We start from the raw sequence: 19,749 nt of genomic DNA on the forward strand, positions 1-19,749 counted from the left end.
TCGACCTGTTTCGGTGACTAAAGGGGGGCTGATCGAATTGCTAAAATCTTATAAATCGCAGGTTTGGCGGTTTCCGCCTCATGACGCTGGGGGCAGTGGGAGCGTCGGACGCGGGGGCGATGCTCCTCCTTGGAGGTCGCGGTGTGACGGTGGGCAGCTGTGCCGTATCGGACCGTTGCTTCTGAGGACTTGTGGTCTCGATACGTGGTCCGCGACAGATATCTCCCGTCGGGCGGTCGACCCGATTCGATGAAGATGGTAAAAGAGCATCATCCGTGATCGTTACATCGCGCCTGGTTGCCAGCTACGCGGGCCGGCCGCCTCCCAGCGATACAATTCTCGACTGAAGAGGTGAGCGGGATAGGAATGGACTCCCTTGGTCAGAAGTTCGTTGGATATAACCGCATTTGCTGTACTCTTGGGTAGGTGAACGCGGGCCGTTTCCCTCCGCTCGAAATGAGGTCCGATCATCAGCTGTTACGTTCCACGCGGGAAAGCGCTTAGGGCACTTTGTGAGGATGGGCACATCTTCATTATTAATATGTTTGCTCGGCTGAACCGGGCCGTTGCGTGATAAACAGTATTTTAACAACAGGACGAGATTTGGCCTTGTTTCGCGGGCGAGGGCTGCACCGAACCAGCAGTCGTCAGGCGATCAAGGCGGTAGAGGTTTACATATGACGGGAGCTTTCACTTACGGCCTCGCTGGAAGACGGGTTTTCGTCGCCGGCCACCGCGGCATGGTGGGATCAGCCATCATGCGCCGCCTTGCTTCTGAAGGCTGCACTGTCCTGCATGCCAATCGCAGCGAGCTCGATCTTTCGAAGGAGCAGCCGACCTTGCGGTGGCTGGAGGAAAGCCGTCCGGATGTCGTGATCCATGCTGCTGCCAAGGTCGGCGGCATTGCGGCCAACAGCAATTTCCCCGTCGATTTTCTCTGCGATAATCTGGCCGTCGAACTCAATGTGATCCGCGCAAGTCATGCGGTCGGCGTTGGACGACTGCTATTTCTCGGCTCGTCCTGCATTTACCCGAAGCACGCCAAGCAGCCGATTGCCGAAAGCGAACTTTTGACGGGACCGCTCGAGCCGACCAACGAATGGTACGCGATCGCCAAGATCGCCGGGCTCAAGATTTGCCAGGCCCACCGTCGGCAGTATGGAGACGATTTCATCTCGGTCATGCCGACAAACCTGTATGGTCGCGGCGACAATTATCATCCGGACCATAGCCATGTACCGGCAGCGCTAATCCGCCGCTTCCACGAGGCCAAGCTCTCCGGAGCCTCGACAGTGTCGGTCTGGGGTACGGGCAGCCCACTTCGCGAGTTTCTCAATGTCGACGACTTCGCCGACGCGTGCGTTTTCCTCCTGAAGAACTACTCGAGCGATCTGCCCATCAACGTCGGTAGCGGTGACGAAGTCTCTATCGCGGATTTTGCTGCCATGGTGGCAAAGGTCGTGGGTTATGAGGGTAACTTGGTTTTCGATACCTCCAAGCCGGATGGCACGCCGCGCAAGCTGCTCGACAGTTCGCGGATTCGGCAGCTGGGCTGGCGTCCGAACACGCCACTGCTGACGGGGTTGACGGGGGCGTATGAAGATTTTCTGAACGGTTACGGCCGTCATCTGGAAGTCAATTCGGCTAACTGACGACTTCAACGCTTTTTCTAGACGCAATTTTTGGTTCCATTTAATAGTTGGATTGTGCCTGATGCGTATTTTGTTGGTCGGCATCAACTATGCGCCCGATCTTATCGGTGTTGCGAAATACAATGCGGAGCTTTGTGAGAGCCTTGTGGCCGAGGGTCATGAGGTGAAAGTGGTGACTGCACCGCCATACTACCCCGCTTGGCAGATTCCGGAGGGCTTCAAGAGCCATTATTTCGGGACACGAGAGCTCAATGGGGTCGAGGTCACGCGCACGCCGATATATGTGCCGCGGAAGCCGACGGGTGCGAAGAGGCTGCTGCATCACGCCTCGTTTGCGCTGACTAGCTCGTTGCCGGTGCTCACGAAGGCGCTTGGATGGCGGCCAGATGTCATGCTGTCCACCGCCCCCTCGTTGATGTCGTCGGCAACGGTTGCGTTTGTCGCGCGGCGGATCGGTGTAAAGTCCTGGCTCCACGTGCAGGATTTCGAGGTTGATGCCGCCTTCGATCTCGGAATTCTTCGGAGCGGCGCGTTGCGGAAGCTAATGCTCGAGACAGAGTCGCGTATTCTTCGGTCGTTCGACCGGGTGTCGTCGATTTCGCCGCAGATGGTCGATCGGCTGCTTGCCAAGGGGGTCCCTCGAGAGCGGGTCGTCGAGATCAGAAACTGGATCGACACGACCGCAATTTTTCCTCGGGCAAAACAGACCAGATACCGCGCTGAACTCGGCGTTTCCGGAAGCGATGTCGTCGGATTGTATTCGGGTACGATGTCCAACAAGCAAGGCCTCGATCTCGTGATCGAGGCAGCCGCTATGCTGGAGGACAGTCATCCAGAGATTCATTTCGTTCTAGCAGGAGAGGGGCCAGACAAGGCCAGGTTGATGGAACTGGCAGCCGGCCGCTGCAACGTTCATTTCCTCGGACTGCAGCCCAACGAGAGCTTCAACGAGCTGATGGCGACGGCGGATCTGCATCTCATTCCGCAGAAGGGTGAGGCTGCCGATCTGGTCCTACCGTCCAAGCTCGGCGCCGTGCTTGCTTCCGCTCGCCCGGTGATCGCGATGGCGAGCGAAGGCACTGGGCTTGCCGAGGAGGTCAGGGGAGCCGGAATCGTCGTTTCACCCGGGAATACACGTGGCTTGGCGGACGCGATTTGTACGCTCGCTCAGGATCGGGCGCTCTGCGCAGCGTTGGGGGGGGAGGGGCGGAAGCGATCTCTCGATCGTTGGGATCGACGAACCATTGTTGGTCGCTGGGCCTTGGAAATGAGCGCGATGCGGAGCGTTCCGCCCGCCCTCGATGGGCAAGCGACCAAGACCAAGAACTTGCGGGACGACATGTCGGTGAAGGACGCGATCCCGCTGCCCTGACGGCGCCGGCACTCCCAGCCCGGATGGAGCGAAGCGAAACGGAAAGGCCTATCCGCTGATACGTCGGTCCGCGCCGCCGTGCTAAAAGCCTAAAAGCGTCTCGACGTTCTCGCCCCGATGGCGTGAACCGAAAAGGGCAGCCGATCACTCATGGCGCGGATAGTATCTGAAACCGTGCTGCTTGATCAGCTCATCTCGTCTCGCCGACGCGAGATCTTCCTGCATCATCTCACGCACCATGCTTTCGAACGAAGTCTTGGGCCACCAACCAAGCTTCTCCCTGGCCTTGGAAGGATCGCCCAGCAGGGTCGCGACTTCCGTTGGACGGAAGTAGCGCGGATCGACGGACACGATGCATTTCCCGGTAGCAGCATCATAGCCCCTCTCATCGACGCCTGTGCCTTCCCAACGAATTTGTACCCCCACTTCGCTCGCAGCAAGGTCGACCAAGTGCCGAACCGAATGCTGCACGCCGGTCGCAATGACATAGTCCTCCGGCGCGTCCTGCTGCAGCATCAGCCATTGCATTTCGACATAGTCGCGCGCATGCCCCCAGTCGCGGAGGGCGTCGAGATTGCCCAAATAGAGACGCTCCTGCAGGCCGAGATGGATGCGAGCCAACGCCCGCGTGATCTTTCGCGTGACGAAAGTTTCGCCGCGAACGGGAGACTCGTGATTGAATAGGATTCCATTGCAGGCATACATGCCGTATGCCTCACGATAGTTGACCGTTATCCAGTAGGCATAGAGCTTCGCTACCGCGTAGGGAGACCGTGGATAGAACGGAGTGGTTTCCTTCTGCGGAATCTCCTGTACCAGGCCATACAGCTCCGACGTGGAGGCTTGGTAGAATTTCGCTTTATTTTCGAGCCCCACGATTCTAATAGCTTCGAGAAGCCGAAGCGTGCCGAGAGCGTCCGAATTCGCGGTATACTCCGGTTCTTCGAACGAAACGGCCACGTGGCTTTGCGCCGCGAGATTGTAGATTTCGTCCGGTTGTACTTGTCCGACGATCCTGATCAGGCTGGAGGAGTCCGTAAGATCGCCATAGTGGAGTCGAAAGGGCGGATTGGGCTCGTGCGGATCGAGATAGAGATGATCAATACGATCGGTATTGAAGAGGGAGGTCCGGCGCTTGATGCCGTGGACCTCGTAACCCTTCTGCAGAAGAAGTTCAGCCAAATAAGCGCCGTCCTGGCCGGTGACGCCCGTAATAAGTGCTCGTTTCTTTGTCATATCAATCCCAAAAATGAACACTTGTGCTTACACGAAATTGATAGGGTTAGGGAGGGTGAAACCTAGCGAAAATCAAGCCTAGATTAACGGCCTACTCGATCCATCGGTATGCTCCGAAATCCTCTTTATGGTTACTCTGAGCCTGCTTGCCAACGGGGAGGATCCTCGAAAGGCATGCTTCGAACGGCCGCTACAAAGCGCCAAGCGGGCGCGTCCAATACTGGGGATCAGTTCCCCGATTCCGCCCGCAGGACGACGTGATCTTCCCCCGAAAGAGTGGACAGGTTTAAGGGGCTTTTAGCTCCATCTCGATCAGGGCGATGTATCCGATGGCGGAGTAGCCCGGTTCGGTTGTAGAAACCCTCGATGAAGGCGAAGATATCGCGCGGGGCCTCGGCGCAGGTCTTGTAATCGCGATGATGGACCAGCTCGGTTTTCAAGGTATGGAGAGAAGCTCTCCGTCGGGCCGTTGTCTTAGCAATCGGCCTTGCGGCTCATCGATGCGACGATGCCGGCGCCGGTGAGGACCTTGCGATAGGCGCGTGAGGCATATTGCACGCCGCGATCGGAATGATGGATCGATCCGGCCTGCGGCCGCTGCTGCTGGATGGCCATCGTCAGCGCGGTGGATGCGAGTTCGATCTGCATATGATCCCGCATCGCCCAGCAGACGATCTTTCGGCCGAACAGGTCCATGACGGCCGCCAGGTACAACCAGCCCTCCGCGGTCGGGATGTAGGTGATATCGGCGAGCCAAACCCGGTTGGCGCTGCGGCGTAAAGTCACGCGCGATCAGGTTCGGCGCGATCGGCAGATCGTGACGACTGTCGATGGTGCGAACCCGACGGGGTCGCGCCATGATCGCTCGAATGCCATATCGACGCATCAGCCGTTCGATCCGGCCGCGGCTGGCGCCACGCCCCTGCGTCCGCAAAGCGGCATGGACGCGCGGGCTGCCATAGCGCTGACCGCTGTCGTGATGGACCTGACGGGTCTCGGCTAGGAGCGTGGAATTGGAGTCCGCACGCGCGCTCACGGGGCGCTCGCGCCATGCGTAATAGCCGGCCGACGAAACCTCGAGCACGGCGCACATCAGCCGTACCGGATAAGTATCGCGATGGTCCTCGATGAAGCGGAAGCTCATGTCTGTGTTCCGGCGCTCCATACGCAGCCGTTCGTTCTCCTGGCGCAACCGGGCGATCTCGAAGCCTGGTCCGCCGACATCGGCGTCGCCTGCGTGGTCGGGCGCCACGCCGCCGATGCCGGCTCCTGCCGGAGCTTGTCAATCCAGCGCCGCAGCACCGAGTCGCGCAGACCGGGTTCCTTGGAAACCGACCCGACCGAGCGACGGCTCGACACCACCAGTTCGACTGGCCTGGCGCTTGTACTCTTCGGTGAACGACCTACGTTGACGTTCCATTCGACACCTCCGCGCTCAATGAGCCTACTACAGGTGTCCACTCATTCGGAGGAGGTTCAGCCAGCCCTTAACGTTGATGGGTGAGGTTAATCGTAGCCATCGTTTGTCGTCTCATCACTCGGCCTGTATTTCCTTGAATTCCCAAGGGCAGGTCAGGATGCTTGATCGAACTGAGCAGACCGTTGAGCCGGCTAGCCGGGAAAGGCGCATCAGCCACCATCTCTTGGCGATTTTCTTCTTCGGGGCCGCCGGCCTGGCCATGATTGCTTGGATTGTGGCGCTTGGCTGGGTAGGTTTTCGTTTGATACTCTGGATTGTTTCCTGAATTAGATTGTGCCTACGATGAACGACTTATCGCCTTCCCGATCATTTCCTCCTGCGGATCTACGAGTTCATCCGAAACGAAGTCATGGCCGACGCTTGGCTGGCACGAGCCTGGTCGGAGCTGCCGCGAGACAGCGGGCGGAGCGGCTGTCCACAGAGATCGAACGCCGCGGACTTGCCTGCAAGCGAATCGCCTGGCCGGAAAAGACTAGCATTAGTAATGGTGCAGGCGGGCGCCCGCGAATCGCTGAAGACGTCCTCAACCTAATCGCTCGATGCATACTGCGTACCGACGGAGGTCGCTGGCGAGGCAATAGCCAACGTTCAAGAATTTCGGTTCAGTCCGTCTCGAGCAATTAAGAGGAAAGGCTCCGGCACCATGATCCCCACACAATCGTGCGTCGTGGTTAGGTCGTAACGCGAGGCGCCGTACGATCCACGATTTTATGCGCTTCGGACAGCAACACAGCTCGTCAAACATGGATGATCTCGTCCGCACCAATCTGTGGCTTGGCCGCATCCGGCAAGCCCGCCATGAAATGCTTGTTGCGCTTTTGGAATGCCCAAGCCCCGAGCTCACGAAGCGTCTTGCCGCGCTATCAGAAGCCGGTCCGGGCCGCGCAACGGCACGTGCTGAAGCGATGGCTGGAGCAAGGATGACAAGAGGAAAGGGGCGGGCCGCTGGGGGCATTGCGCTTGGAGAGCTTGCCGATTCCATGCCCTGTCGATCGCGCAAACTGTGAGAATCTCGATGTTGTTCAATCGTGCGCCATGCGCGCAAGGAGCGTGGCGGTATCGTCAAGCCGTCCCGCCTGGTAGTTCAACTGCTCGATATCCATGGAAACCTGAATCGCCTCAGCTATCCGACCTGCCTCTGCGCAAGCCTGCGCTGCCCTGGCGATCCGCTCGGCTTGCCAGCAGTTTAGCATGGATTTCTCAAGACACGATTTGACGGCTGCATCGATAATTTCCGCATTCATAAGAAATCCGATTCCGCTGAGAGGTTTGAATCCTCGCATGCACGCTTTGCTTGGTGCGGAAGTCCAGCGATTTGGCTCGATCGTGTAACTCACTGGGAGCTCAGTGAGATACGGTCGTGAGCTCATGGCAACGGTGATCGCGTGTTGCTTCTCAACTCGCCTGTCTCGAGGGCAGAGTGTCAGTCGGCTTGCAAACATGGATCTGATTCACTTGTAGTGCAGTTTGGAGGATCTCTGGTGGGCGTTCGGCTGCCGCAATGGAGTGGAACTCTGGCGTCGCTTGGCACCAAGACAGTCACCAAGAATCATCAGGAATCATGATGTCGACACACTGCTCACTCTTGATGAGCACCGCACTATTCAGGACGACTCCTATGGCTTCTGCATTTGTCTTCGCCTTGATCTTCTGCGCCGGCGTCATGTTGGGCTATGCACTGCGTACCTGGCGCTTGCAACGAACGACGACGAACGAACCCTCCGGTACCTCGCGCAGAACGGCCCGATCGACTCCCAGCTCGGCATTTGGACACGTCCGACGTGCCTTTTAGTCCTCGTCCAGGGTGCGAGCGACACCTCGGTTCTCACGACCATAGGCGACACATGACATGACCCAGCCGATGAGGGACGCACCGCGGCGCTACATCGTGGACGGTACAGGACAGCGCGTCCTTTTCGGTTTGACGATTGCGGAAACCATCGAGTTCGAGACGTTGGACAAGCCGGACGCCCCCCTCGATCCTGGCCCTCGCTTCGATCAGAACAAGCCCGGGCAACGCTGGCTGGAGCTCTACGCCAAGCATGAGCGGGCCTGGCGCAACTGGATGGCCGACACGCGAGCAGGCCGGGAAATGCCGCACGTGCTCAACTAAGTGACGCCGTTAGCTTCGTGACTGCCGAGGCCATCCGTTTGCATCAGGAAACAATCTCCCCCAACGGATCGGCAGACATATCCTGGGCTACTATCCCGGGCTCGTCATACCGCGAGCATCCGGCTGCCTTGTATGCTCATGAGAGTCAGATTGCCCGTCGCGTAGGCGCCCGTATCGATGTTGACCCGGTTTGCCAGGATTTCGGCGGTGCGCACCGGCGTGTGACCATGAACGATATATTTGCCGAACTGCTCTTCGCTCTGAAGGAACTCTTCGCGAATCCAAAGCAGGTCGCTTTCGCTTTGCTCGGACAAGGGGACACCTGGGCGAACGCCGGCGTGGACAAAGAAAAAGTCTCCACAGGTAAAGCTATGCCGTAGTTCGTCCAGGAACTCCAGATGCTCCCCCGGCATTGCGCGGATCAAGTCGCGCAGTATCGACGCCGGGTCGTCGCGCTTCAGGTCTGGCGGCGCGAGTCCATAGGACATGAGCGTCTGGACGCCACCGATGCGAAGCCAATCTTCAAACAACGATGGGTCTTCGAAAACCCTCACCAGAAATGCCTCGTGGTTTCCCTTGAGAAAAATCGAGTTTCCTCGCCGGCTTCGTTCAATCAAGAGGTCAAGGGTGGCCCGCGTGTCCGGTCCGCGATCGACGTAGTCGCCCATGAACACCTCGATCGCATAGCGTGGCCGACTGTGGGCCACGTCGGCATCGATGACCCGCAGCATGGGCTGCAGCAAATGCGAGCAGCCATGAATATCCGAGATCGCGTAAACTCGAACGCCGTCCGGCAGTTGCGGCCTGTGAATTGGCGGGTGTGATCGGGCAAGAGATGTCATGGCGCGCACACTCGGTGAGGTGGTGAGGATCATTTCGCCAAGTCGGTCCACGGCCGGACCTTATTGAAGAGTGCCGCCTCTCAGACGGCCCGATTGCGCCGAAGGAAAGGAGGATATCCGCTTGCTTAGCTTGTCGCCGCGCGCTGAGCAAATCAGCCAATTCCGCCAGGGGCTGCATCGCTCAGCTGCCGGTTGATGCATGCGTCGCTCAAGACGGTTGAGAGGATACAGCTTCAGATCGCAATTCATCGGATTTCTAGTAATCGAATCGTGTCGCTTGCGGAGGTACTCGATGCGGGCAACAGGCGGTGCATCAAAGATGAGCTGGTATTGCTTCATTGCAAGCGCCCGACCGAATTCGAAGTGGAACTTGATTCAAAATAGGGCAGCGCGTTTCGATCGTGTGTCAGCACTGTGACGCAATCTCGTGCTCGATGACTCAACAAAACGCGATGCATTCATGCATCGCAAAAGTTTCGCGTGCAGCGCCACAATATCGCTGTGTTCACTTCACAGTTTGCGTTCGGGGAAGTGACGGATCTTCAGCATCACGGATCAGCGTCAAGCATTCTCGATAGCAGAGGTTCGAATGGCTGTTGCAACTTATGGTTCTGAAAGCGCTGGTGCACTGTCGTCAACGCGCGGCACGGCTCTTCAGCGGCCTTTTCAGATCGTCATCATCGCTGCTGACCTGCTGCTCATCCTGCTCAGTTACGGTGCAGGGGCGGCGCTCTACAATATCGCGCTTGCCTCCACTGGCGACGGTGCATCGATGGGGGCGGGATTGATCGTCGGCGTTGTGTTCGTCGCGGTTGCATATTCCCAGGACGTCTACGCTACGCATCGCTTGCTGAATCTGGTCTGGCAGCTGCGCAAGGCCGTCTTCATCTGGTTGGCGTCGCTGACGATCCTCGCGGTCGCGGCATTTCTGCTGAAATCGACGGACAATCTGTCTCGCGGCACAGTGATCATTTTTGCTGCAATCGGCGGCGCCGGATTGGTCAGTCTGCGCTTTGTCTGGCAGTTCGTACTCGCGACAAACTATGCCAGAAGCCGGTTGGTCGATCGCAAGGTGATCCTGTTGAGCCTGAAGCCGCTCGACTTCACCTCAAGCCGCTTCAAGGATTTGCGCAGGAACGGTTTCGACGTCATGCGTCATTTCGTGCTTGGGATCGACAGCGGCGATGGCCATTGGGAGCGGCAGATTCGCGATGTCATTCGGCAGTCTCGCCAGGCGGACGTCGATGAATATCTTCTAGCGATCGATTGGAACGAATTGCCGATGCTTCGAAAGATCGGGCCCTTTCTGCGCGCTGTGCCCCAACCGGTACGCCTTTTGCCGGACGATTCCATCGCCGACCTCGTGTCGCGCCCATTCCTGCCGGTCAGTGGGACCGTGGCGGTCGAAATTCAGCGGCCGCCGCTCAGTGTTTTCGAGCGTCTCCAAAAGCGCTGTCTCGATGTAGGGGTAGCCTTGTTGGCGCTCGTCATACTTACACCGCTGCTGCTGACAGTCGCCGTTCTGATCAAGGTCGGATCGCCGGGAGCTGCCATCTTCCGCCAGTCGCGCCGAGGGTTCAACGGCAAGCCGTTCGAGATATGGAAATTTCGGACCATGACGGTCTGCGAAGACGGACAGACGATTACCCAGGCCACCAAGCGCGATGCTCGGGTCACCAGGATCGGGCGTTTCCTTCGCATGACGAGCATCGACGAGTTGCCGCAGCTTTGGAATGTCTTGCGAGGCGACATGTCCCTGGTCGGGCCGCGCCCGCATGCGCTCGCCCATGACAATTACTACGACGAACTCATCAGCAAATACGTCTACCGCCACCACATGAAACCGGGCCTGACAGGCTGGGCTCAGGTCAACGGCTTCCGGGGCGAAACCCCGACGATCGACCTGATGGAAAAAAGGGTGGAATATGACGTCTGGTACGTGAGCAATTGGAGTATCTGGCTGGATCTGAAGATCATGGCGCGTACGGCCTCGACGGTTCTGTTCCAGGAGGCCTACTAATAGGATCCGCCTAGGGGGCCGGCGGCACCTATGAGCCGTCAGCTTCCGTTGCCGGGGGGCTTCTTGAAGAGGCGAAGGACGGCGTCCCGCAGCGCTAGCATTGGCGGCACCAAGACGAAGAACGCTCCCATGGCGACTGAGACGACGACGTGGCGAAGCGAAAAAGGCTCGTCATGCTCGAGTTCTCGGTGATTCGGATCGAGCGGGGCAGGGGCAAGAGTGGTCGCCATTGGCCGGGATTCCCGGCGGGCCTTACGCGGGGGAACCACGATCAACACGAAAAGAATGTTGAGCAACACCCAGATGCTCAAGACAATAAGAGCAATCACCATCCGAACCTGCCGAAAAAGTACGAAGAATATGAGCTCACGTTAGCCTCCTGAACCTCGGAAGGAAAGGTGCTCAAAGAATCGGCAGCCCAAGCTTCGGTCACGATGAACAGCCCTGCGTGCCAGGGGCAAGTTTGTGCAGGAAACACGTCACAATCTACTATCTTTCGTCCGGATCGCTGTCGTCAATCCATGCCTTGGGCTATGGCAGAGATCGTCATTTGTGGATTCCGGATGAATACGGAGATTGGACGCGCATCGGCCGACCATAATGTCGCTTGGCGGGTTGGTTCCGACGTCTTCGTGACTCCGGAACTCAATAGAGCCCGCTGACGCATCTTCGCCCGCCGGGCGTCCCGCCATGGCTGCGAATGTCCGACGGTCGCTTCAGTCCGTTCGTGCAGACGACGGGGCCGAAAAGTGGGCCCTCAGCAGCCTATCTCCGGAAGGCTCCGCGGCGGTCGTCAGCCGATCGGGGCATGCGCGAGGGGCGCGGGGCCGCAGACTGTGCGGCTTGCGCCCCCTTCGCTCTAGGAATGTTCGACGTAATAGCTGTTGCGGTGCTTACCCTTATACGCCTCGATGCGTCCAAGCATCTTCGGGTTGGCGCGATTGAGGACGGCACCCAGCAGCTTCTTCTGAAGGATCTCCGATCCCGAAATTGATTCTTGAAGCGCAGCTCGCGTGGTTGCTCCCCATTCGATCACATAGACCATTGCATCGATGAGGACGCTGAACGCCTTGGAGTCCGCCACCGGCATCACGGGGGCAAGGTCGATAATGATATATTCGTAGTGTTCCCGTAGCATTGCGAGCAGGTCGGCCATTGGCTTCGATGCGATGACGTCGGCCGAATTGACCATGCGCGAAGCAACGATGGAGGGCAGGAAATCGAGACCGGTCTCCTTGCTTCGCTGCACGTGATAGCTGAAGCCCGTGGGATCACTGAGGGCCTCGACCAGTCCGCTGTTGGCGTTCGGTGCGAGTTCCCGTGTGAGCGAACGCGTATGCAAGTCGCCGTCGATCAGGATGGTGCGGTGACCGGTCATGGCAATTAATTGAGCGAAATTGGCCGCGACCGTCGTTTTTCCTTCTTTTGGCAGCGACGATACAATGCCAATGACCTTAATCTCTCGGGTCATGCGCGCAACGTCGATCGAAACCTTGATGTTGCGCAACGTTTCGGCAAACCGCGAGAAGGGATGATCGACGACGTAGCGGGATAGTCCCGCTTCGTCAGCTTTCGCGGATGCCGAAAGCAACGCGCGCGTCTTTGTCGGCGGCCGGATATCTGGCAGAACGCCAAGACACTTCACGCCGAGTTCGTCCTCGACCTCTCCGGGGGTCCGCAAGACGTCGTTGAGGAGCTCGCGGGCAAAGGCGGCGCCGAAGCCGAGACAGAGGCCGCCTACCAGGCCCCCCACCAAGGCCAAAACCGTCCGCGGCGAACTTTTGCGATCAGGCTTGGTCGCAGTGCTGATCAGGCGTGCCTCGCTGAGCGGGAAGCTCTGATTTTGGGTGGCGCTTTGCAGCTTCTCCAGGAAGTTATTGTAGAGATTGCGATAGGTGTCGGCCGCGCTTTCGAGATCGCGCAGCTTGACTTCCGCCTGGCCGGTGTGTCCCGCCTGGGCGACCAGCTCTTTCACGTTCTTGTCGAGAGATGCCTCTCGACTTTTTGAGATCTCGTAGTCGCTGCGATAAGCGTCCCCGATCCGATGAAGCTCATCGGCGATATTCTTGCGCAGTTCCTCCATTTTGTTGGCCAAATTGACCGTCGCAAGATGAGTCTTACCGTAACGCCTTGACCAATCGGCATATTGGGCCTGCAAATCGAGGTACTGGGCGCGCAGGCGCGTAATGACCGAGTTGTTAAGGGCGTCCGTCACCGTCGGCTGGGCGAGGTCCTGGTCGGAAATCGCCTCGATCCGATCGAGGCGCGCCTTGGCTTCGGCCGTGGCCGCCCGCGCCTGAACCAGCTGTGTATTCAAGTCCGACAATTGCTGCTCGGACATGAGGCCGCGGCTGGTTCCGACGATATTGTGCTCTGCCTTGAAGGTTTGCACCGCGCGGTCGCTGGCCGTCGCCTGCTCGCTGAGTTCGACGCTCCGCTGCTGGAGCCATTCGGTCGCGCGTTTCGTGGACTGGTATTTTGCTTCCAGTGCACCCACGATGTAGGCATCGGCGATCGCATTGACGATCTTGACCGCCTTGTCCGCGTTGTGTGCGCGATAACTGAGCGACAAGACGTATGTGGTCAGGACGCGCTCGACCCTGAGACTCTTTTGAATCGATTCGACCACGGCATGCTCGATCCGCTCCTGTGTGGGCGGTTCGCCGGATGCGAACACGGACATGACCTTGCCCATGACGACGGCGAGAAGTCCTGGATTGGAGCCGTTGAATTCCGGATCCTCGGTGAGCCGCAGGCGGCGAACGACTGAAAGGATGAGATCGTCAGAATTGATGACTTCGACCTGGCTGTCGACATAGCCGGTGTCGATCAGAGCGCTGCTGGTCCCGCTGTCCTTGTCCAGAACCTGGGTTTGCCGGGTATCCATCATGATACGGGCGTTTGCCGTATACATCGGCTTTGCCAGCACCAGATAGACGATCACCAGAGCCAGCGAAGCGCCAACTGCCGCCGCGATCAGCGGCCATTGTCGACGAAGGACGTCGGTCACACGGTCAAAGCTGAGGACCGCGCCGCCAAACTCGATGCCGAACCGGTGTCCCGATTGGAAGTGCTCTCTAGGCTGATACATCTGAAATTCGCTGCCTTAATGCTCAAGGATCAATTCGGGAGGGGAACAGGTTTGAATGGGTTGGCCAGTTTGGTCTTCCATTCGCCTTCCAAGAGCGCTCCGCCCCGAGACTGCGTCGGCCTGTTGTCTCTCGGCTGCAATTGGGCGCTGGAGCCGTCTTCTCCCGCCGCGGAATAGCCTGCTTGCACGGCGAGGTCGCCGAGACGCTGCGTGAAATCCCTGATCTTGCGCGCAGCGTCCGGCTTCGTCGACGTACACAGCGCTTCTGCGAGCCGCAGCGCTGCGCCGATGGTCGAGCGGTCGGGGGAAGCCGATTCGGAGATGAGCGTCTGCACCGACGGCAACACCGATGGACTGGTCGCAATATACGAGGAGAGACGAGACCTCAGCTTCTCTTTGTCGTTGCGCAGCCGTTCCAGAAGCGAAGACGGCGCCTTCACGAAGGCGTCGAGTTCGGTTTGTGAGGCGCGGTCCGAGAATCCGACGCATTGAGCTCGGGTGGGACCGACGCCCGATGCGATCAGAGCAAATCCCGTCAGGATGATCGGTAGCCATCTCGGCTTCGCACGACGCGTCACTTCGCAGCTCATCCGTGTCCCTTCGTCGTTGCTGCAAAACCAGTACACATGAAGAGTGGCAGTCAACTGTGTCAATTTTTGTGCGACGCAAAAGCGGGCTTCATTCGGGCGCGCTTGCCATCAATTGCCATATCAGTGTCTTACCTCACGTTGGTTGTGCAACCATGATTTGCAATGCCTGCGAGATCATCACAATGCTGCCCGCGAATTTTGCAGTTTGAAAATTTATGAGGCGGTCGCAAAAATCCTGTCGCGAAATTGACACACGAAAATTGTTCCAGCGACACCGGCGCGCGTGCGAAAAACATCTTCATACAAGCCAAATCGCAACACCGCCGGGTTTCGCGCATACTTTGTTCGCAAATGCTCGCGACCATTCGCCGGCGAGTCAGTTCGTTCGTCGCGATGCTTCTCGATCAGCAAAAATGGCGCAAAGTTGTCGCGCGCATGTTCGAATGACAGAGAGCATTGAATTTATCGCTGGTCGTCATGCGTCATACGCGAATCCTCAATCGTGACGATTGAAAGCACGCAAAGACCTGATACAGACTGCTGCGGTGCAACAGCTACGGAATGTCGATGTGACGGAGTTGGTTCATCGTGAGAAAGCGCATGTCCTGCCGCTCGACAGCATCCGGGGTATCGCCGCGACATCTGTGGTGATCCACCATCTCCTGTTGATGCCGACCTTTCTCGCGGCATTCCCGCACAATGCATGGATCAATTGCTCGTTCTTCAGAAGCGCGTGGCTATTGGTCGACTTGTTCTTCGTTCTCAGTGGCATCGTGATGTCGTTGAGCTACGTCGAGGGCGACTTCGGACGCTTCTCGCTGCGCGAATTCATGGTGCGGCGTCTGGCGCGGGTCTATCCGCTTCACATCGTCATGCTGATCGCAAACCTGCTGTTCCGCCTTCTGCGGATCGGCTTGGTCGCCGCAGGCGTCGTGGCTGCCGCGCCAGCCGCCTTCGAGGTGAACAATGCCTATTCCTTCCTGCTCAACGTCTTTCTCCTGCATTCGATGGGACTGATCGACTATCTCAGCTGGAACGCTCCGAGCTGGAGCATTAGTGTCGAATTCTACACCTACCTGGTGTTCGGCCTGATCGTCCTGCTGGCCCAGCGCATGCGTTCGCTGTCGTGGTTTTACGCCGTCTCCGGGCTGGTCGCGGTCGCAAGTCTGGTCGTCATCGTCTTCGTGCTCGACAAGAGGAGTCTGGGACTCCAGACCGATTTCGGTATCCTTCGCTGTTTTGTGAGCTTCTTCCTCGGTGTCTTGACCGTCAGGATCGTTCGTCGCCTGCCAGGCAAGCCGAGCCCTGCCGTGCAGGGAATGCTGCAGTTGATCGCCATGATCGCCAGTATCGTGCTGGTCAGCCTCGCCGAGACCAATCCGGCGGCCACCTTCCTGGCGCCGCTTGTTTTCGCAGCCTTCCTCGGCAGCCTGCTGGCGTTTCCGGATGCGTTGCTGGTGCCGAAGATTCTGGTGGCGCGGCCGCTGGTGTGGCTGGGGCGCAGATCCTACTCCATCTATATGGTGCATGCGCTCGTGGTGCTTTTCGCGGAGTACTTCGTGCGGGCACTCGGGCCAAGGCCGATCGCTGCGCTCGATTCGATCTGGGCGGGGCTGCCGGCCACGCTGAATCTTGTGATCTCCCTGGCAGCTGTGCTGGTGGTTTCGAACTTCAGCTATCTCTACGTCGAGATTCTTGGCGGCAAGCTGCTTCGCAATGTTCTCGGAAGCCGGCCCGATTTTTCGCCATCTCCCGCGCCATCGGCGCGGCTGACGAATTGAGGCGAGCATGACGGCCCTAGCGCTGCAGCGCCCGCAGATCACGCTGGTCAGCCTCAACATCGAGGCGATCGCGCTCGGGGTTTATCTGGTCCGGGACGCTTTCGGCGGGGTGATCCGCTACTACACCAGCATCTTTCATCTGGACACGCTCTGGTACCTGCCCGACGGCGTTGCGCTGCTGTGTCTGGTCCAGTTCTTCGTGCATTGCATTTTGCGCAATCGCAGCACTCTGGCGCTCCTGGTGTTCGCGCAGATCATGCTGTCGCTGGTGCTCGGCTACTTCATGATGGGCACCGCGACCGCCGCGATCTCGGCTTTCAAGATGATGCTGCCGGTCTTTGTCGGATTCTGCTTCTGCGATTCCAGCCTGGGTTCTTACCGAAAGCTGCTGTCGGTCATCGCCGTGACCTTCTATCTCTCCGTCATCGGCGTGTTGTTGACGAAGTTCTACCTCATGCCCTGGGTCGGCTACAAATATGAATCCTTTGGCGCCGTGCGCGAGGCTGGCCGGCTGTGGTGGGCCTATGGCGGTGACGATCAGCGCCTGATGGGCTTTGCCGCCGACAATACCATGGCCGCATTCTTCATCCTCGTGTCGTTTGCGATCACGTCGATCCGCAAGAGCACGCTCTGGTGCCTTCTGTACGGCTCGCTTGCGGTTTACGTCATTCGTCTGACCACCAGCAAGACGACCATGATCGTTCTTGTGCTGTACCTGGTGCTGCTGGTGCTGGTGCGAATGCTGCCGGAGAAGTCGCGCTTCCCCGCGATCCGCGCGATCGCGTTGTGGTCGTTCGCTGCGATCCTCGTTCCATTCTTCATGATCGTGGTCGCATCGGGCACCGCAGCGGTGCCGCACTCGACCCTGTTCAGCATTCTCGACCGCATCAATAACAGCTGGCAGCTGCCGTTCGTCTACATGAGCCAGCTGATGCCGATCGGCCTGGTCACCGGGTGCGGCGCGGGTTGCTTCAACTATCCGCAGAAGCTGTTCTCGCCGCTCGCGGCGTACTGGGTGCCGGTCGACAATTTCTACATCGGAACATACCTGATGTTCGGACTTCCGTTCGTCGCATTCATGGTGATGGTGTTCCGGGCCAACTTCGGAGCGACCGACGTCTACAAGTTGACGCTGCTCTTCGTGGTCAACCTGTTTACGATCACGGTCCTGAACTACGGCCCGGCATCGGGACTTCTGATCATCGCCTTGAGCTTCAGCGAAGTATTCTCCCGGCGGGCGACGTCCGCGCGGGCAGCCGATACCGTTCCGATAGAGTTGCCGCGGCCGATCCGCTCGTTGGAGGGTCTCGGCGTCGATATGCCGGGGACGGCAGCGCGTGGGAGCAGGTGAGATAAACGATGCATAGACGGCTTGCATTCATCGATACGCTGCGCGGCATTGCCGTGTTGGCGGTGCTGTTCCAGCACGTGCTCGAGGTGATTGTCCAGAAGCACCCCACCGGCGCGTATTATTGGGTCTTCCACGATGCGATCGGCTACTACATGAACTTCGGCCGGTTCGGAGTCGTGCTGTTCTTCTTCGTTAGCGGATTCGTCATCCCATTCAGTTTTCCGGACAGCGCTACTCCCGTGCGCGATTTCACGATCAGCCGCTTCTTTCGGCTCTATCCGGCGTACTGGACGTCGATGGTGATCGGGCTCGTCACGATGCAGGTGCTGGAGTCCAACGCCTACCCGTTGTCGCAGGTCATCGCGAACGTGACGATGCTGCAGACTTTCGTGAACATCCCGAACCTCTGGGTCTTCTACTGGACGTTGGCGATCGAGCTCCTGTTCTATGTCGGATGCACCATCCTTTTCGCGATGGGATTGCTGAACCGGCGCTTTACGGCGGTCGGGATTGTCATTGCTGCGGCGCTGGTCGGGACAGCCGCCGCACTTCTGGTCGAAAGCAGGACGGTGTCGTCGCTGATGGAGGTTGGGCTGAACCTTTCTGCGATGTTCCTTGGCAAGGTCATCCGCGACACCGTCATCGGCGGAAAGCTGCGATGGCCGCACGTCGCCGTTTGTACGGTGTTCTATGCGATCTTCGCCATCACGCTGGCGGAGAGGCGGTTCGGCGGCGTCTATCAGGAAAACTTTTTCTACAGTTATTCGATCGGGGCGGCTTATGTCTGCGCTGCGCTCGTCTTCATCGCGTTTGCGGCGTTCGGCGAGAGGTTGGCCTGGCGCCCGATGGCGTTCGTGGGAACGATCAGCTATTCCGTTTATTTGATGTCGCCATTCGTGATCGTCTGGATCCATCGTCTCGTCTGGCTCGGTGATGGACCGCTGGGATGGGCCGCCTTCGCCGCGCTGGTCGCAGCACTGTCGATCCTGGTCAGCTGGTCGACATATGCGTTCGTCGAGAAGCCCAGCATCTCGTTCGGCCAAAGGTTCCGGTCGAAGCGCAGGAGGGCGGTCGTTCTCGAGCCGGCGCTCAGCGCGCAAGGGGCAGCGGAGTGATCGAAACAACGCGCCAGCCGAATACCGGATACGACGGATCTTTCGTTCCCTCCGTCCAGGGACTTCGTGGCATTGCGGCGCTGAGCGTGCTGATGGATCATTTCTACGACATGCCCAAGGGAGGCGTGTACGACATTCCGGATCCCGGCTTCCTGCCGCCGCTCTGGCTCTGGCTGCAATCGGTGATCAATGTCGGCGGCCACGGTGTCGAGCTGTTTTTCATGATCAGCGGCTTCCTGATCCCGGCCAGTCTGGTGCGGCACGGCTCGCTGCCACGGTTCTTCTTCGACCGTATCCTGCGCATCATGCCGGTGTTCGTCGTGCTGCATCTCGCGCTCTTCGTGATTGGCCCGATCGTGGGCTACAAATTCTTCCGCGGGATCGATTTGGCTGGCTATCTGGCGATCTTCACGGCCAATCTGTTCTTCGTGCAGGATGCTCTCGGGTTGCCCATCGCTCAGCAGAATGCCTGGACTTTGACTTACGAATGGGCGTTCTACATCTGGTTCGCGCTGACATTCTCGGTCTGGCGCCTCGGAGGCAGAATGCTGGCGGCGCCCTTGATCTTGCTGGGCGTGGCCTGTCTCCTGCATTGGCCGATCACGGCGTTCTTCTGCGTCGGCATGCTTCTCAGCGCCACGGGTTGGCGCATCTCCATTCCGGGACCTCTTGGTTTGATGGCAGGCCTCACTTGCGGGGTCGCGATGTACGCGAGCCTGGTGCTGTTTCACCCGTTCGTGGGTCTTGTTCCGGGCCTTTTGCTGTTCGCCATGGTGCTGGCCCCGGACTCCGGCCTCGCCAGGGCCCTCAGCACGCCGGTCCTGCAGTATGTCGGCAAGATAAGTTACAGCCTGTATCTCGTGCACCCGTTTGTCCTGTTTCCCTTGCAGGTGATCGGGCTCAAGCTCGTCGCTGTCGGTGTCGACCGTTGGTTGCTGTGGGCAGCATTCATCCTGCTTGGCTCGTTGATGTCGCTGATCGCAAGCGCGATCAGCTACGAGTTGATCGAGGTCAGGCTGAGACGATTGTTGGATGGCGCGGTCCGTAGCATGTTCTTTCGGTCGTTGAGCAAGATGGAACAATCCGCCTAGACGATCGCAATATCC

15 protein-coding genes and 1 pseudogene are annotated in these 19,749 nt (G+C 58.7%); 9 read left to right on the top strand and 7 right to left on the bottom strand.

Annotated features, from left to right (window positions below; translation table 11 throughout):
- The first annotated feature begins 677 nt into the window (after nucleotides 1-677).
- Both AC0L2J_RS00785 and AC0L2J_RS00790 read left to right on the top strand, forming a co-directional pair.
- The gene (locus tag AC0L2J_RS00785) at nucleotides 678-1,652 is read left to right on the top strand and encodes a GDP-L-fucose synthase family protein (protein WP_473386546.1); all 975 of its coding nucleotides are present in this window, start codon (nucleotides 678-680) and stop codon (nucleotides 1,650-1,652) included.
- Between the two features lie 61 nt (nucleotides 1,653-1,713).
- On the top strand, nucleotides 1,714-3,024 hold the full coding sequence (locus AC0L2J_RS00790; protein ID WP_473386548.1) for a WcaI family glycosyltransferase: 1,311 nt from the start codon (nucleotides 1,714-1,716) through the stop codon (nucleotides 3,022-3,024).
- Nucleotides 3,025-3,168: 144 nt separating this feature from the next.
- Here AC0L2J_RS00790 and gmd read toward each other — a convergent pair whose 3' ends face one another.
- Nucleotides 3,169-4,260 (bottom strand): GDP-mannose 4,6-dehydratase, encoded by a 1,092-nt coding sequence (gene gmd / locus AC0L2J_RS00795; RefSeq protein ID WP_473386550.1) that lies wholly within the window; start codon nucleotides 4,258-4,260, stop codon nucleotides 3,169-3,171.
- A 286-nt stretch (nucleotides 4,261-4,546) separates the two neighbouring features.
- A pseudogene (locus AC0L2J_RS00800) lies at nucleotides 4,547-5,680 on the bottom strand (IS3 family transposase).
- A gap of 157 nt (nucleotides 5,681-5,837) precedes the next feature.
- Here AC0L2J_RS00800 and AC0L2J_RS00805 point away from each other — a divergent pair.
- Nucleotides 5,838-6,005: an RNA-binding protein gene (locus AC0L2J_RS00805; protein ID WP_473386552.1), complete on the top strand. Its 168-nt coding sequence runs from the start codon at nucleotides 5,838-5,840 to the stop codon at nucleotides 6,003-6,005.
- Nucleotides 6,006-6,762: 757 nt separating this feature from the next.
- Here AC0L2J_RS00805 and AC0L2J_RS00810 read toward each other — a convergent pair.
- A complete protein-coding gene (locus tag AC0L2J_RS00810; protein WP_473386554.1) occupies nucleotides 6,763-7,077 on the bottom strand; it encodes a hypothetical protein in 315 nt (104 codons plus the stop codon).
- A gap of 512 nt (nucleotides 7,078-7,589) precedes the next feature.
- Between AC0L2J_RS00810 and AC0L2J_RS00815 the strand changes: the two genes are divergently transcribed.
- Entirely contained in the window at nucleotides 7,590-7,853 is a 264-nt protein-coding gene (locus tag AC0L2J_RS00815; protein WP_473386556.1) for a hypothetical protein, read from the top strand.
- 104 nt (nucleotides 7,854-7,957) lie between these two features.
- Here AC0L2J_RS00815 and AC0L2J_RS00820 read toward each other — a convergent pair whose 3' ends face one another.
- Nucleotides 7,958-8,695 (bottom strand): metallophosphoesterase family protein, encoded by a 738-nt coding sequence (locus AC0L2J_RS00820; protein WP_473386875.1) that lies wholly within the window; start codon nucleotides 8,693-8,695, stop codon nucleotides 7,958-7,960.
- Nucleotides 8,696-9,284: 589 nt separating this feature from the next.
- Here AC0L2J_RS00820 and AC0L2J_RS00825 point away from each other — a divergent pair.
- Nucleotides 9,285-10,715 (top strand): undecaprenyl-phosphate glucose phosphotransferase, encoded by a 1,431-nt coding sequence (locus AC0L2J_RS00825; protein WP_473386559.1) that lies wholly within the window; start codon nucleotides 9,285-9,287, stop codon nucleotides 10,713-10,715.
- A 38-nt stretch (nucleotides 10,716-10,753) separates the two neighbouring features.
- Here AC0L2J_RS00825 and AC0L2J_RS00830 read toward each other — a convergent pair whose 3' ends face one another.
- From AC0L2J_RS00830 to AC0L2J_RS00840, 3 genes are all read right to left on the bottom strand, one after another.
- Nucleotides 10,754-11,047, bottom strand: coding sequence for a hypothetical protein (locus tag AC0L2J_RS00830; RefSeq protein WP_473386561.1), 294 nt, complete (start codon nucleotides 11,045-11,047; stop codon nucleotides 10,754-10,756).
- A gap of 527 nt (nucleotides 11,048-11,574) precedes the next feature.
- Nucleotides 11,575-13,806, bottom strand: coding sequence for a Wzz/FepE/Etk N-terminal domain-containing protein (locus AC0L2J_RS00835; protein WP_473386563.1), 2,232 nt, complete (start codon nucleotides 13,804-13,806; stop codon nucleotides 11,575-11,577).
- Nucleotides 13,807-13,835: 29 nt separating this feature from the next.
- Nucleotides 13,836-14,396, bottom strand: a complete 561-nt coding sequence (locus AC0L2J_RS00840) for a hypothetical protein (protein WP_473386565.1) — start codon at nucleotides 14,394-14,396, stop codon at nucleotides 13,836-13,838.
- Between the two features lie 569 nt (nucleotides 14,397-14,965).
- Between AC0L2J_RS00840 and AC0L2J_RS00845 the strand changes: the two genes are divergently transcribed.
- Genes AC0L2J_RS00845 through AC0L2J_RS00860 form a run of 4 tightly spaced genes read left to right on the top strand, consistent with a single transcriptional unit; the run spans nucleotide 14,966 to nucleotide 19,734 of the window.
- Nucleotides 14,966-16,177: an acyltransferase family protein gene (locus AC0L2J_RS00845; protein ID WP_473386567.1), complete on the top strand. Its 1,212-nt coding sequence runs from the start codon at nucleotides 14,966-14,968 to the stop codon at nucleotides 16,175-16,177.
- 7 nt (nucleotides 16,178-16,184) lie between these two features.
- Nucleotides 16,185-17,528, top strand: a complete 1,344-nt coding sequence (locus AC0L2J_RS00850) for a hypothetical protein (RefSeq protein WP_473386570.1) — start codon at nucleotides 16,185-16,187, stop codon at nucleotides 17,526-17,528.
- Nucleotides 17,529-17,536: 8 nt separating this feature from the next.
- Nucleotides 17,537-18,643, top strand: coding sequence for an acyltransferase family protein (locus AC0L2J_RS00855; RefSeq protein WP_473386572.1), 1,107 nt, complete (start codon nucleotides 17,537-17,539; stop codon nucleotides 18,641-18,643).
- Entirely contained in the window at nucleotides 18,640-19,734 is a 1,095-nt protein-coding gene (locus tag AC0L2J_RS00860; RefSeq protein ID WP_473386574.1) for an acyltransferase family protein, read from the top strand. The genes AC0L2J_RS00855 and AC0L2J_RS00860 overlap by 4 nt, the downstream gene beginning before the upstream one ends.
- Nucleotides 19,735-19,749 lie beyond the last annotated feature (15 nt).

Source organism: Bradyrhizobium sp. MV1.5, from assembly GCF_055807615.1.

Excerpts from the sequence above, each read along its gene's own strand:
- AC0L2J_RS00785 (WP_473386546.1), top strand. The coding sequence starts at position 678 with ATGACGGGAGCTTTCACTTACGGCCTCGCTGGAAGACGGGTTTTCGTC.
- AC0L2J_RS00790 (WP_473386548.1), top strand. The coding sequence starts at position 1,714 with ATGCGTATTTTGTTGGTCGGCATCAACTATGCGCCCGATCTTATCGGT.
- gmd (WP_473386550.1), bottom strand. The coding sequence starts at position 4,260 with ATGACAAAGAAACGAGCACTTATTACGGGCGTCACCGGCCAGGACGGC.
- AC0L2J_RS00805 (WP_473386552.1), top strand. The coding sequence starts at position 5,838 with ATGCTTGATCGAACTGAGCAGACCGTTGAGCCGGCTAGCCGGGAAAGG.
- AC0L2J_RS00815 (WP_473386556.1), top strand. The coding sequence starts at position 7,590 with ATGACCCAGCCGATGAGGGACGCACCGCGGCGCTACATCGTGGACGGT.
- AC0L2J_RS00820 (WP_473386875.1), bottom strand. The coding sequence starts at position 8,695 with ATGACATCTCTTGCCCGATCACACCCGCCAATTCACAGGCCGCAACTG.
- AC0L2J_RS00825 (WP_473386559.1), top strand. The coding sequence starts at position 9,285 with ATGGCTGTTGCAACTTATGGTTCTGAAAGCGCTGGTGCACTGTCGTCA.
- AC0L2J_RS00830 (WP_473386561.1), bottom strand. The coding sequence starts at position 11,047 with ATGGTGATTGCTCTTATTGTCTTGAGCATCTGGGTGTTGCTCAACATT.
- AC0L2J_RS00835 (WP_473386563.1), bottom strand. The coding sequence starts at position 13,806 with ATGTATCAGCCTAGAGAGCACTTCCAATCGGGACACCGGTTCGGCATC.
- AC0L2J_RS00840 (WP_473386565.1), bottom strand. The coding sequence starts at position 14,396 with ATGAGCTGCGAAGTGACGCGTCGTGCGAAGCCGAGATGGCTACCGATC.
- AC0L2J_RS00850 (WP_473386570.1), top strand. The coding sequence starts at position 16,185 with ATGACGGCCCTAGCGCTGCAGCGCCCGCAGATCACGCTGGTCAGCCTC.
- AC0L2J_RS00855 (WP_473386572.1), top strand. The coding sequence starts at position 17,537 with ATGCATAGACGGCTTGCATTCATCGATACGCTGCGCGGCATTGCCGTG.